General features: G+C 71.6%; 5 protein-coding genes. All 5 read right to left on the bottom strand.

What is annotated here, in order from left to right; translation table 11 throughout:
• Positions 1 to 49: 49 nt before the first annotated feature.
• Genes LX16_RS20925 through LX16_RS20905 form a run of 5 tightly spaced genes read right to left on the bottom strand, consistent with a single transcriptional unit; the run spans position 50 to position 14,339 of the window.
• Positions 50 to 3,352 carry a DUF5682 family protein gene (locus LX16_RS20925; RefSeq protein WP_211354659.1) on the bottom strand — a complete coding sequence of 1,101 codons (3,303 nt, stop codon included), beginning with the start codon at positions 3,350 to 3,352 and terminating at the stop codon, positions 50 to 52.
• 2 nt (positions 3,353 to 3,354) lie between these two features.
• Positions 3,355 to 4,425: an ATP-binding protein gene (locus LX16_RS20920; protein ID WP_147141890.1), complete on the bottom strand. Its 1,071-nt coding sequence runs from the start codon at positions 4,423 to 4,425 to the stop codon at positions 3,355 to 3,357.
• On the bottom strand, positions 4,422 to 8,981 hold the full coding sequence (locus LX16_RS26720; protein WP_158645672.1) for a hypothetical protein: 4,560 nt from the start codon (positions 8,979 to 8,981) through the stop codon (positions 4,422 to 4,424). Before LX16_RS26720 ends, LX16_RS20920 begins: the two co-directional genes overlap by 4 nt.
• On the bottom strand, positions 8,978 to 13,474 hold the full coding sequence (locus LX16_RS20910; RefSeq protein ID WP_147141887.1) for a hypothetical protein: 4,497 nt from the start codon (positions 13,472 to 13,474) through the stop codon (positions 8,978 to 8,980). Before LX16_RS20910 ends, LX16_RS26720 begins: the two co-directional genes overlap by 4 nt.
• Positions 13,464 to 14,339 carry a DUF4132 domain-containing protein gene (locus tag LX16_RS20905; RefSeq protein WP_211354658.1) on the bottom strand — a complete coding sequence of 292 codons (876 nt, stop codon included), beginning with the start codon at positions 14,337 to 14,339 and terminating at the stop codon, positions 13,464 to 13,466. Before LX16_RS20905 ends, LX16_RS20910 begins: the two co-directional genes overlap by 11 nt.
• Positions 14,340 to 14,405 lie beyond the last annotated feature (66 nt).

Below are 14,405 nucleotides of genomic sequence, written 5' to 3'. Positions count from 1 at the left end.
CTCCTGTTCGGCCCGGTCGGTCCGGGCGTCGGGTGCGCGGGGTTCCGGTTCACCGCCGATTCACCTGATCGACGATCCACCGGGCGAGTTCGCTCGGGCTCAACGCGGCGACCGGCATCCCGGCGGCGGCGACCGCCGCCGCGATCTGCTTGTTGTAGACGGGTACACCGGTGTCGTCGAGCGCGGCGAGGCCGAGCAGCACCGCGCCGGTCTCGGCCAGGGAACGGATCTCCGACAGGAGCCTCCCCGTCGAGCCGCCCTCCTCGAAGTCGGTGATCAGCGCGACGATGCTGCGCGACGGGACGGTGAGCCGTTTCCTGGTGTAGGCGACCGCCTTGCCGATGTCGGTGCCGCCACCGATGGACACCTCCATGAGCAGCGACAACGGGTCCGACACCCGGTCGGAGAGGTCGAGGACCTGGGTGGAGAACGCGGTGAAGGTGATGCTCAACGCGGACACGCCGTGCAGGATGGCCGCCGTCAGAGCACTGTGGATCACCGAACGTTCCATGGACCCGGAGACGTCCACGATCAGGTGGATGTGCCACGAGGCGGTCCGGTTTCCCCGGCTGTGAAACACCGGGCGTTCCACGGCCAGTTCCAGTACGTCGTCCCGCATCCGGGCGGTGTGAAGATTGCGGCGCAGCGTTCCGGACAGGTCGAGCCGGCCGGTGGGACGGAACGTCGGTCGCGGCACCGTCAACCCGGTCAGGGCCGGGCGCATCCGGGTCGCCAGCGCCTTGACGAGCTGGTCGACGATCCGCGCGACGATGGGCCGCAGCACGGCGAGCCTCGACTCCGGAAGCGCGCCCGCCAGCGACAACACGTTCTGCAGCAGGTCCACCGAGGGCTCGACCCGTTCCGGGTCCAGTTCAGACACCACGTCGTTCCGGCCGCGCGCGGCGGCGGCGCCGAGCACCTCCTCGCGCACCCGTTCGCCGAACAGTTCGGTCAGGTCCTCGGCCCACTCCCTCGCCGACGGATACGGTGCCTCGAGCCCGCCTCCGGCGGAGCCCTCGCCGTGTCCGCGGCCGTACAGTTCGTCGAGCGCCCGGGCGAGCCTGCGCTGCTCGACGGGCAGCTTCTCCGCCTGCCGTCCGAGGATGAGACGCCAGCGGTGCGCCGTCTCGGGTGACATGGCACCGGCGGTGGCCGGTGCGGCCGGTGCGTCGGGGGTCTCGGCCGGGGCCGGGAGCATGGCGGCCACGGCGGCGTACCCGGCGCGGTCGGCGGCCTCCCAGCGGGCGAGGTCCGCCGGGTCATCCGTCGTGTCCGGTATCGCGTCGAGTTCCAGGGTCGCGAGCAGCCGGTCGCGCGCGGCCGTGGACAGCGTGTCGAATCCCTTGCGGAGCGCGGGAAGCCGGTCGAGGAAACGTTCCGGCGACCAGGCGCCGATCCGTTCGGTCAGCCCGGTCAGCGACTCCGAGGACGCCTCCAGCATCGGCCCCGCCATCACGAGCACACCGCGCAACCGGTCGCCCAGGGTGGGGCCGCCGGCGTCCACCCAGCCGGTGATCCGGCCGGTGAGCCAGTCGGAGTCCCGGGCGGACAGCCGCACCAGTGCGGCGGCGATCGCGCCCTGCGCGGCGGGTCCGGCGGTGTCGGTCATCCGTTCCAGTTGCCACACCAGTGATTCCCGGTGCGTGTCGTCGGCGAGTCCGATCAGGTCCCGCAGCGCGGCGAGTTCGACGGGGGAGTCCGCGCCGGCGTAGCCGTCCACACCGGACACGGCCGTGGTCATGAGGCGCGTGGCGGTCCGGTCGGCGTTCGCCGGCGGCGTCGGGATGCCCGGCACGCCCCCGGACCGGATGCGGTGGACCTGCCGGTACGCGTCCAGCAGCTCGACCAGGCCCGCCGTGGCGGGGAACGTGTCACCGATCTCCGCGATCAGTCGTGCCGTCAACTCCGGTAGGCCCGCCTCGGCGGCCTCGTCGAGTATCTCGGTGACGGAGGTGCCCCGGCGGAGCCGCCAGGTGAGCCGTCCCTCGGCGGCGGTGGCGAGGTCGGGGCCGTAGACGCCCGCCAGTTCCACCGTGGCGTCACTGGCGGGTGTCCAGTGTGCCTCCCAGGTCTTGGTGACGGACTCCGCGCCGGCGACGCCGGTCATCTCGCCGGGTTGGGCGTAGTCGATGCCGGCGGCACGCATCCGGAACATCGCCACGTGCCGGCGGCGGTCGAGCGGCGACCGGAACGGGTCGAGCCGGAATGCCCTGTCGCGCACCGGAAGCCGCAACTCCTTGCGCAGGTCCGCCACGTGCGCGACCAGCCCGGAACGGGGCGCCTCCCCCGCGATCCGGCCGCGCCGCTCCCCGACCAGGACCTGTTCGGCGGCCTTGGCGACCGCGCGCGCCCGGCCCAGGGGTTCCCCCTGCGCCAGCGCGGACTGCAGTCCCTCCACCAGTTCCGCCCGGCCCGGCGCGGGCAGGCCGCGCAGGCTCGCCAGCTCCCGGGCCATCGTGTAGACGGCGACGGCGTCCGGGGTGCCCGCGACGTGGCCGTCGGCCCGCAGCCGCGCGCACACCCGGGCCGCCAGGAGCGCCACCGCGTCGTCCAACGCCTCCGGCCGCCCCTTCGACAGCACGACCTCCTGATGCCAACCGGGGTCCCGCACTCCCGCCGGGTAGCCCGACCGGGAGTCCAGCAGCGCGAAGTTGTACGGGATCAGGGATGTCACCACGTCCTCGCGTGCCGCCGGCAACGGCATCTCGGGCGCGGGTTCGACGAAGGCGGCGGCGTGGAACGCGCCGACCACCACGGCGGGACGCGCCGCGCCGACCTCACGCAACCGGTGGCGCATGTGCGTCTCGCGGACCAGGTCGGCGTCGCTCACCGGGTCGGCGTCGGCGCGGACCGCCCAGCCGTAGGCGAGCGCGGCGCGGCGCACCCGTTCGGGATCGGCGCCGTACGAGGGGGTCTCGACGAGCCGGTCCCAGGCGGCCTCCAAGGTGTCGGTCCCGGCGTGCCTGCGGAGCAGGTCACCGACACCGCGCCGCGGCGAGTCGTCGTTCCGGTCGACGGTGACGTCGATCGCGTGGGCGGGGACGCCGTTGGCGGCGGCCCACCGCAACGCGGCCAACTCGGGGGAGAAGTCCGCGAACGGGTAGAAGCCGAGCCGGGCGCCGTCCGGCCGGGCGATCGCCAGCGCGACCGGCGTCGTCGTCTCCGGGTGGGCGAGCCACGGAAGCCACTCCTGCAGCTCCACCGGCAGCTCGACGAGCACGGCGTCGGGGGCGGCGGCGTTCAGCAGCTCCGGCACCGCCACCGCCAGCGCCGCCGAGTGGTGCCGGACCCCGATCAGGAAGGGCGCACTGCTGGTGACGAGCCGTTCCACGGCTTGGGAGGGATCGGTCACGGTCACTCGCCGACGACGTGCCGGAGCTCGTAGAGCCGTTTCCACAACCGGGCGCCGCCCTCGGCCCGACGCCGGATCGTGGAATCCCAGTACCCGACGAGTTTGGCCTGGTCGGCGGGATCGTCCTTCCTGGCGACGCCGAGCAGGTGCCCCGGCAGTAGCGACACCGGGTCGCCGACGGAGAAGTACGCCGACTGGAGGCCCAGCGAACCGGCGACCGCGACCGCCTCGGCGGTGCTGAGGACGGCGGTGGTCCGTTCCACCGGCCAGCCCTCGACCGTGCGGCCCTGCCGCAGGTCGCGGAACACCGTCACCAGCGCCTCGACCACCGCGTCGTCCACTTCGGCCGGTGCGTTGCCGCCCGTGATGGTGCGCATCGCCTCCCGCTTCACCAGGGCGGTCTCGGCCTCCAGCGACCCGATGGGTTCGATGACCTCGAAGTTGAACCGGCGCTTCAGGGCGGCGCTCATCTCGTTGACGCCCCGGTCGCGCAGGTTGGCGGTGGCGATCACGTTGAAGCCGTCGACGGCGTACTCGGTCTCACCCAGCTCGGGGACCGACATGTGGCGTTCCGACAGCACCGACACCAGGGCGTCCTGCACCTCGGGGAGGCAGCGGGTCACCTCCTCGATCCGGGCGACCGCCCCGGCGCGCATGGCCGACAGGATCGGCGAGGGCACCAGTGCCTCCGCCGACGGTCCCTTCGCCAACAGGAGCTGGTAGTTCCAGCCGTACCGCAACTGCTCCTCGTGGGTGCCCGCGCTGCCCTGCACGGTGCGGGAGCTGTCGCCGCTGATCGCGGCCGTCAACAGCTCCGACAGCATCGACTTCGCGGTACCCGGTTCCCCCACCAGCAGCAGGCCGCGGCGGCCCGCCAGTGTGATGACGGCGCGTTCCACCAGGGCGCGGTCGCCGAGGAACTTGCCGCTGATCCGGCCTCCGTCGCCCATGATGAACGTGACGACGGCCGAGGGGGTCAGGCGCCATCCGGGTGGACGCGGGCCGCTCTCCTCGGCGAGCAGCGCCAGTTCGGCGGCGTACCTCACCTCCGCGGGTTCGACCTGACGGTTCATCGTGGTCCCTCCCCCGAGGTGTGACGCCGCCATGCGTGCGCGAACAGTTCCGGCAGCGGCCGGGTCACCGAACGTGGTATCGAGTCGAACACCGGGTACATCGGATCCTTCCATGTCTCGGACGGCACCTCGGGTGCCTTCGCGGTGCCCCAGCCGCCGGGTAGGAAGACGTCGCGCCCGGCACGGGACCGTTTGGCGGCGACGACGAGTTCCGCTTCCAGCAGTGCGGCGACCGCCTTCTTGTGCCGGGCGGGCGTCCAGTCGTTCCAGGTGCGGACGTGCCGGTCGGTGGGGTCGAGCAGGGTGAGCAGTTGCAGGTACAGGGTCGCGGCGTCCTCGGAGAGGTCCAGAGTGGATCGCACCTCGTCCACCAGTTCCGGCACCGACGCCCGTGGGTCGCATTCGTACCGACCGGGCGGGAGGGAGCCTATCCGGGCGGCGAGCGCCACCGGGTCCGGTCCCCGCCACCAGTCGATGAGGGTCGTGTAGTGCATGTCGTCCAGGGCCCGCAGGGTGGCGCCGGCCGCGTCGTCGGTGAGACGGGCGGGCCGGAAGTACACGCGGAACCAGTCCTGTTCCTCGACGGCGACGAACAGGCCGCCGTCGTGGACCTTCCGGCCGAGGGCCTGGTCCCAGTACGGTTCGTCGCCCAGCAGTTCCCGGGGGAACCGTGCCGCCGAGTGACCGCCGATATCCCATAGTGGACGATCGTCGGCGAGCGAGGCGAGGACCGCCTCCCGTACGCGCGGAACGCCGTCCCGGACCGGATCGCCCTCCGGCAGCGCGGTGTACGCCCAGCTGACCACCCGTCGCAGGTCCAGGAGTTCCATGACGGTCAACAGGCCGTCCGCGTCGCCCAACGGAGGGGCGGCCGCCGGCGCCTCGGCGTCGGGCTCCCGCCCCACTTCCGTCAGGTACCTCAACACCGACTCGGTGCCGTTGTGGAGCTCCAGCCGGTCGGCGGCCAGGATGACCTCTTCGGACAGTGGAATGCGGCGGCCGTACCGGGCGACCCAGGCGTCCGCGAGCCGTGCGGCGAACCGGGGCGGGTCCCACAGGACCGTCGCGTCCTCACCGAGCGCGGCCTCGTACAGTGCGAGCCGGTCGCCGCGGGTCATCCCGTCGAAGGCCATCCGGCCCGCCTTGGCGGTGGTCGTCTTCAGGCCCAACCGTTCCCGCCCCTCCGGGCCCAGGAAGTCCGACTCGTACACCTCGATGCCGGGCAGTCCCGTCAGCAGCAGGAGCGCGGCGGACCCGTTGAGACCGGTCCGCTCCGAGAGGATCGCGACCGCCTTCGGATCCGGCGGCACCACGGGCCGACGCTCCGCCGCCGCGAGGAACTCCGCGATCCGGTCGGGTGAACCCCACCCGACCGGGACGGTGTGGACGGCGGTGGCGGTGGCGGGGCGTCGCGGGTCACCCAGTTCGATGAACCGGTGATGCCGCTGGCCGTCCCGGTACACGGAGTCGACGGTGACCAGGGCGCCACCCGGGTCGCGGTGCGCGACGGCGCCGCCGGTGACCATCGTTCCGCGCCGCAGGACCCCCGTGGTCGCCGGACCGTCGGCGAGTAGTCCCAGCAGCCGTCGCAGCGTGTCGCGGACCGTGTCGTCGTAGGCGACGCTCACCGCGCGGACCGCCAGGGCGGCCAGGTTGCCGAGCAGCGGCGTCCAGTCGGTGGAGTGGTAACGCAGCGCGGCCAGCGTGGTGGGGCCGTCGATCCGCTCGGCGAGGAAGTCCAGTTGTGCCGTGAGCTGGTCGGCCGTCCGGTCGTACTGGGCGGGCCGGCCGGAGGTGACCAGGCCCGACAGTCCCTCGGCGAGACCGGTTCGGTCGATCGCCGGGGGCCGGCCCACCGTCGACCGCCCGGCCGACAGCAGCCGTTCGCGTTGGTCCCGCAGTCCCACCGCGCGCCGGGTCATGTCGGTGACGGCCTCCCGCAGCACCGGATGCCGGATGCCGATGTCGGTGAGTACGGCGTCCGTCCGGGCGGTGGTGCCCTTCGGTTCCGCGCCGGAGTCCACGGCCGCCCTGTCCTCGGTGAGGGCGGTGACGAGTCGTTCCACCGTCGGCGTGTCGACGTCCCGTAGTGCCTTCGACCCCTCGGGGTCGCGCGGGGACGTGAAGTGCCAGAAGGCGGCCGGCGGGGTGGTCGCGGTGCCGGTGGCCACCGCCCAGTGCAGGGCACCGTCGGGGCCGATCAGGTTCACGAAACCGGTGCCGGTCATGATCCTGGGGGTGTCGTGGCCGGGGATGTCGAGCAGTCCCCACGGCGAGTCCCGGTCGGACGGGAGTGTCGCGGTGCGGCCGTCGACGCCGGTGATCACGGTGGTCTTCCCGTTCGCGGACGCCCGGAACCCCACCAGCCCGCCGTCGTGTCCCAGTGGCGATTCCGCGGCGACGGCCTCGGGGAGCGCCGCCAGCGAGTTCACGTGGACCAGCCACCAGTGCCCGTCGGGTAGGGCCGCGTCGTCGAAGAACGCGGGAGTCGAGTGACCACCGACCTTGCCGGTCTGCGGGTCCACCTCCCGGAAGCGGACGCTTCCGGACTCCCACTGCCCGATCCAGAAGCGTTCCCCGTCGCTGAGGACGTCGTCGTTGTCGTTGATCCGGTCGTCGCCCCGGCGCAGCGCGGTGCCCTCGGTGAGGCGGGTGCCGTCCGAGGTGAGCGGGGTGAACCCCATGCCCTGGATGTGCGTGGAGAGCCAGGAGTTCGCCAGCGGCGCGACCCGGGACGGGTCGTGGCTCCAGTAGTGGTGGTACTCCCGGCCGGCCTTCCACGCGACGATGAACGCGCCGTCGGCGTAGGCGACGACGGTCCGGTCCGGTCCGGCCGACGTCTGCAGCGCGTGCTCGGCCACCCTGCCCTCCGGACCGACGGCGATCGCCTTCACTCCGTTGTAGACGGTCAGGATCGGCCAGCTCGGGATCATCTCCACCCGGCCGCCCAGTTCGGACACGGCTTCGTCGAACGCCGGCCAGCCGAGCTCGGCGGGTGTTCCCGCGCGCAGCGACCGGCGCAGCCGTTCCACCGGATCCATGTCGGCCAGCGCCCGCCGCGCCTCCGGTTGCTCGTCCAACGAGATGTGCTCGAACAACTTCATGGAGGCTTCCAGATCGAGCAGCCCGCCGCCCTCGGCGCGGGTGGCGCGATCGACCAGCCAGCCGCCCACCACCGGACGCAACCGGCGGTGCCGCAACGTCTCGGGACCGACCGCCAGCCTGTCCAGTTCGGTGTACAACAGTTCCCGGAAACGCGGGTCGGTCACCACCGGGGCCAGATCGGTCCGGGCGGTCGCGATCCAGTCGGTCACGTCCAGCCTGGCGTTCTTCACCGGGTCGGCGACCGGAACACCCAGCCTCAGGAAGGTGCTCAACAGGTCGATGTTGACGCGGTTGACGTACCAGTCGGTTCCGGCGGACAGGTCCACTCCGGTGAGCCGGGGAGCCAGCTCCTCCACGAGCGCCAGCAGCCGGGGCGGTGCGCTGTCCCGGCGGTCCGACACCTTGAGCTGACCGATCATCCGGTGGAGCCAGGAGCGGGCGTGCCCCGGATCGTCCAACAGCCGGAACGCCCCGATCTCGTCCAACAGTTCCAGCCACCACGTGGTGAACGTGTGCGCGTCCCGGTCGTTGTCGGAGTACCTCGGGAACAGGTGCAGGATCGTCCGGGCGTGCCGCTCGTCGGAACGACCGAGCGCCACCAGCGCGGGCCGGAACACCTCCCAGAACTTCACCGGCGCGTACCGCAACGCCGGGGCGTCGAACAGTTCGGTGAGCAGCCGCCGTGCCTCGGCGTCCGCGTCGCGTCCGGTCGCCTTGACGAGTCGCCGCCACTGCGCGTGCATCGTCGACCACGGCGCCAGCCCCGCCCTGATCCGGCCGAACGCCAGCGACTCGAACTTCGCCAGCGCCTCGTCCGGCGCGTAACGCCGCGACAGCTCGTCGAGGTACTCGGTCAACGCCTTCACCGACAGCGCGCCCGCCAGCGCGAACTCCAGGTACACGGCCTGCAGGGTCGCCTCGTCTACCGGTAGCGCGTGCCGCCGCTCCGCCTCCCTGGCCTTCCCGAAGTACTGCACCGTGTAGTGGGAGCGGTCGGCGCGCAGGAAGATCCTCCCCGCCTCCTCCCAGAATGCGGGGAGGTGCCCGGCGGGAAGCCGGTCGGCGACGTCCAGCAGTGTCAGGTGGGCGGTGCTCGGTGAGGCGACGGCCTTGCGGGCCGCGAACTCCATATCGGGGATGACCGACAGCGCGAGTCTCCCGTTGGCGGGGTCGTTGATCAGCGCCCACGCGGGGTATCCGACGCCGCCGGTGACGCCGCGCGCCACCGGCGGCGAGACGGTCGGCGCGGTGAAGCCCAGGAAGCCGAGGGTGCGGTCCTCGGCCTCACCCAACCGTTCCGCGACCAGCCGGACGACTGGGCGGCCACCCAGTGCGGGGTGCCGGTAGCCGCGGGCGCGGACCGGCTCCCCCTCCTCGGAGTCCACCGGTGCCATCCCGGCGCGCAGCAGCGCGTCGCCGGTGTCCGGGGCGTCCGTCCGGGCCGCACTCACCGGGGTCCCTCTCCCGAGGTGTGACGCCGCCACGCCTGGGTGAACAGTTCCGTCAACGGCCGGTTCACCAGCGGCGACGAGGCGTAGTAGCTGGTCGGCGGCGCCGGGTAGAGCGGCTCCTTCCAGGTCTCACGCGGCTTGGCGGGCGCCTTGAGGTCCTGCCAGCCGCCGGGGAGGAACACGCCACGCCCGGCACGGGACCGTTTGGCGGCGACGACCAGTTCCTTCTCCAGCAACTCGGCGATCGCCTTCTTGTGCCGTGCCGGGGTCCACCCGTTCCAGGTGCGGACGTTGCGGTCGGTGGGTTCGGGCAGGGCCAGCAGTTGCAGGTAGAGGGTCGCGGCCTCCTCGGACAGGCCGAGGTCGTCGCGTGCCTCCGCCACCAGGTGCGGTACCGAGGCACGCGGGTCGGCTTCGTACCGGCCCGCCGGGATCTTCCCGATCCGGGCCGCGATGTCCGCCGCGTCCGGGCTGCGGAACCAGTCGACCAGCCGGACGACGCCGGTGTAGTCGATGGCGCGCAACGCCGTCCCGGCGGAGTCGTCGGTCAACCGGGCGGGCCGGAAGTACGTCCTCGACTGGCGTCGTCCCCGCTGTTCGGCGACGACGAGTCCACCGTCGTAGGCGGTGCGGCCCAACTGCGCGATGTGCCGCTCGTCCTCGCTCAACAGGTCGTCCGGCACGTCGAGGTATCCGATCCCGAACAGTTGCGACTCGTCGGCGACGTCCGCGTGGGCGGCCGCCAGGGCGCGCGGGATCCCGTCGCGCACGGGGTCGCCCTCCGGGAGTGACGCGTACGCCCAGCACGCCGCCTGTTGGACGTCGTTCAGTTCCCTCGGGGAGAGCAGTCCGCTCTTGTCACAGAACGCGCGGTCGCCGTCGGTGAAGAACCGCAGTACGGAGTCGGCGCCGTGGGACAGCCCGATCTTGTCGGCCTGGGCCCGGGTCTCCTCGGAGAGTGGGACGGAACGACCGTGCCGCTTCACCCACGCCTCCGCGAGTCCCGCCGCGAACCGGGGCTGGTCCCACAGGATCGTCGGGTCGTCGCCCAACACCTCCTCGTAGAAGTCCAGGGCGTCGTCCTGTCGCAGTCTCCGTACGGTGGCGCGTCCGGACTGCGCCGCCGCCGACGTCAGGCCGAGCCGTTTCCGGGTGTCCGCGTCCAGGAAGTGCGTCTCGTAAACGGTGACGCGGGGAAGCCCCGTCAGGAGCAGCGTCGCCGCCCCGGAGCTCATGCCGGTCCGTTCCGACAGCAGTGCCACCGCCGCGGGATCGACCTCCACGACCGGTTGCCGCTCGACGGCCGCCAGGAACTCCTTGATCCTGGCGGAGGCACCCCAACCGGTCGTGACGGCGCGCAACTCGTTGGACACGGCGGGCCGTTCCGGTCGGCCGACCTCGAGGAAGACGTAGTGGGTGACACCGTCGACGCGGATCGTCGTCGTCGTGATCAGCGCACCGTCGGCGTTCCGCACGCCGACGTGCTCCCCTGACGTCATCGCGCCGATCCTCACGTCGCCCGAGGTGATGGGACTCTCCGCCGCCAGTGTGAGCATCCGGCGCAGGGCGTTCCGCGCCGACTCGTCGAACGCGGGGCTGACCGCGCGCACCGCCAGGGCCGCGAACCTGCCCAACAGGTCGGTCCAGTCGCCGTATCTCTGCCAGGCGTGTTTCGCGGCGTCGTCGGAACCGATGGTGCCGGCCAGGAATCCGATCTGTGCCTCGAACACCTCGGCGGTGTTGTCGTTGTACACGTTGTCACCCTGACGGAGCCCGGAGAGTCCGGTGGACAGTCCCTGACGGTCGATGGACGGTGTCCACTTCGTGGGTGCGTTCTCGGGCTTCAGCATCAGTTCGCGGTTCCGCGCCATCCTGGTGGCCTCGCGCACCACGGCGGCGACGTGGTCGCGGATCCGCTCGTGCGTGATGCCCACCTCGGACAGTTCGGTCTCCAGCCGGGCCGGTTTCCGGTCCTCCGACTCGTCGCGTCGTGTCTCGATGTCCTCGTGTGCGGCTTTGATGAGCCGCCACGCCGTCTCGCGGTCGATGTCCCGCAGGATCTTCGACGACTCCGGGTCGCGTGGCGTCATGAAGTGCCAGAACGCCTTCGGTGGCGCCTCCCTGCCGCCGATCCCGATCGTCGAGTGCGCCCGCCCCTGGGGGTCCACCAGCCGGTTCCTGCCGGTCCCGGTGAGCATCCTGGGTGAGTCGACCCCGGGGATGTCGATGAGCGCCCACGGTATCGAGTGCCCGGTCGGCAGCGTGGCGTGCCGGCCGTCGACGCCGGTGATGGCGTGCCCGTCGTCTCCCGTGGACACACGGAACCCCATCAGGTCCCCACGACTGCCCAAGGGTGACCCGGGTATCCCGCCCGGTAGCGCCACGAGGGAGCTGTAGGTGATGCTCCATTTGTGACCCGCCGGACGTTCCGCGTCGTCGAAGAACGACGGGAACGACACCCGTCCGAGTTCACCGGTGGCGGGGTCGATCTCGTGGACGTCCCACGAGTGGTTCGCCGCCGACCAGAACGTCTCGCCGTCGGTGAGGCCCTTCCAGCGTTGCGCCTCCAGCGTGTCCTGTCCGCGGTGCAGTACCTCGCCGCGACTGAGCAGCCTGCCCTGCGGGTTCAGCAGGTGGTAGCCCTGGTCCTCGCTGCGGTCCCCGATCCAGGAGGTCTTCAGTTCCTCCACCCGGGCGGGGTCGTGACTCCAGTAGAAGTGGTTGGTGCTGTAACTGACGTTCCACACGACCATGAAGGCGTCGTCGGAGTACGTCACGATGATCCGGCTCGGCTTGCCCGCGAATCGCAGTTCGTGTTCGGCGATCCGGCCCTGCGGACCGATCGCGATCGCCTTCTCGGTACTGTAGACGGTCAGGATCGGCCAGCTCGCGGTCATCCGGATCCGACCGTCCAGTTCGGACACCGCCTCGTCGAAGGCCGCCCAACCCAGCTCGCCCGGCAGGCCCGCCCGCAGCGAACGCGCCAGGGTCTCGGCGACGTCGATGTCGATCAACGCGCGGTCCGCCTTGGGGAAGGACTCGAGTTCGACGTGCGTGAACAGCGGCAACACGGCGTCGAGGTCGAGTAGGCCGCAGTCCACGGTGCGTTCCGCCCGCGAGGTGATCCAGTCCTCGATGACGGGCCGCAGCTTCGGGTGGCGTATCGCCTCGGCGTGACCGGCCAACCGGTCGAGCGCCCTGTACAGCATGGGCCGGAACCTCGGGTCGGCCGCTATCGGGTCGATCTCGGTGTTGGCCGACGCGTACCAGTCCCCCGGCCCCAGGTGGGCCTTCGCGTCGGGTTCCTTGATCGCGACGCCCGACGTCAGGCACACGCTGAGCAGGTCCATGTTGATCCGCGGGTTGTACCGACGCTGCTCGGAGCCCAGGTCGAGGCCCGTCAACCGGGGCGCCAACTCCTTCACGAGGTCGATCAGCCGCTGCGGGGCGCTCTGCCTGCGGTCGGAGACCTTCAGCTCCGCGACCGCCCGGTTCATCCACTCCACCGGGGCGTCGGACTCCGCGAGCAGTCGCAACGCGCCCGCGTCGTCGAGCAGGTCCAGCCACCACTCGAAGAACCCGGCGGTGGCGTCCTGGCGTCCGTTGGTCTGCGGGAACAGGAACAGCAGGCTGCGCGCGTGTCGTGGCTCGGAACGCCCCAGCGCCACCAGCGACGCCCGGCACTGTTGCCAGAACTTCACCGGCGCCGACCGCATCGGGGCGGCGTCGAGCAGTTCCGCGAGCAGTCGCCGTTCCTCCGCGGTCGAGTCCCGCCCGGCGGACTTGGTGAGCCGCCGCCACTGCTTGGGCAGGTCGGCCCAGGGCGACAGCCCGCCCCGGATCCTGCCCAGGGTCAGCGACTCGAAGGAGTCGGCGGCGGTGTCGGGGTCGTACCGGCTGGTCAGCTCGTTCAGGTATTCGGTGAGCGCCTTGACCGACAGGGCGCCGGCGAGCGCGAACTCCAGGAACACCGCGCGGCGGAGGTTCTCGTCGACTGGCAGCGCGTGGACGCGTTCGACCTCGCGGGCGCGTCCGAACATCTGGCCCGCGAAGTGGGCGCGGTCGGCGTCGAGGAACGCCCGGCCCGCCTGCTCCCAGAAGGAGGGAAGGTGCGTCTGTGGCAGTTTCGCCGCGATCTGCGTGAATCCGGCCTGCGCGTCCAGCGGCGAGGCCACGGCCTTGCGTGCGGCGCGTTCCATGTCGGGGACGACCGACAGGGCCAACCTGCCGTTGTCGGGATCGTTGATCAACGCCCAGGCGGGGTATCCGGAGCCTCCGGCGACGATGCGTCCCAACGGTTCCGAGATACGCGGTTCGGTGAAGCCGAGGAACTCCAGGGTGCGGTCCTCGGCCTCGGCGACCTGGTCGCCGGCGAGGCGGACGACCGGGCGCGTGCCGAGCGCCGGGTGCGAGTAGGTGCGGGCGCGGAGGGGCATGCCGTCGGGGGCGTCCAACGGTGCCAACCCGGCGCGCAGCAGGGCGTCACTCGTCATCGGTCTTCCTTCCGGCGTAGATCAGTTCGGCCATGCGCACTCCCTCGGACCAGGCGATCGGTCCGACGTCGGTCAACGGGACGGGACGCTCGTCGTCGTCCACCCACAGCAGGTCCCCGGTGTACGCCTCGTAGTCGGGACCGTCGTCGCCCAGCCAGTAGCGCGCCTGGAGTTCGGTGCCGCCGTCGGTGGCGTGGGTGGTGGCGTAGCCGCCTCGGACACCGAAGCCGAACTTGATCGCCCGGCCCTTGGCCTGGCGGAGCTCGTCGAAGACCCCGCCGCCGTACCGTCCGAGGCTGTTGCCCTCGACGGTGTCGGGTTTGGTGAACACCTCCCGGACCAGTTGCGGGACCCGCTGAGAGACACCCAGTTCCACGGCGAAGTCACGTACGTCGTCCAGGTCGGGAAGCAGCACCGGATGCGGGATGTAGAGGCGCTCGGCGTCGATCCACTCGGTCTCGGCGTCGAGGTTGACGACACCGATCCTGCCGTCGTCGTCGATCTGCCGCAGCAGGCCGGGCTCGCCGCCCGGTTCCTCCGCGACCGCCAGGTCGGCCAGTGCCTGACGCCACGCGGGGTCCGGCCAGATCTCCAGGAGCAGCGGCACCGGTATGGGGAGGGCGCCCAGCATCCAGGATTCGACGGTGGCGTGACAGTGCCGTTCGTGTCGTTCCAGGAAGTCGCGGACCGCGAGCAGTTCCTCCGCCACGGCGCCGTCGCGGACCGCCTTGGGAACCGATTTGAGGCGTTTGCCCTTGTCGTTACGGCATACGAGGGTCGCGCCGTCGAGGGCTATCTGGTACTTGTCGGTGGCCTCGCGCCACACCAGGTCTGCGTCGGCCGTCGCGGCCGGAGGGGGAGCCATGGCGACGATAGTGGCACATCGATGCGACATCGCCGTGCCGGTGGCGGGCCCGTCACGGTGGGCTTC

It is taken from the genome of Stackebrandtia albiflava (genome assembly GCF_007994225.1).
Lineage (GTDB): Bacteria > Actinomycetota > Actinomycetes > Mycobacteriales > Micromonosporaceae > Stackebrandtia > Stackebrandtia albiflava.
Note: the sequence above shows the minus strand (reverse complement) of the source record. Positions and strands in the feature narration are given on the sequence as shown.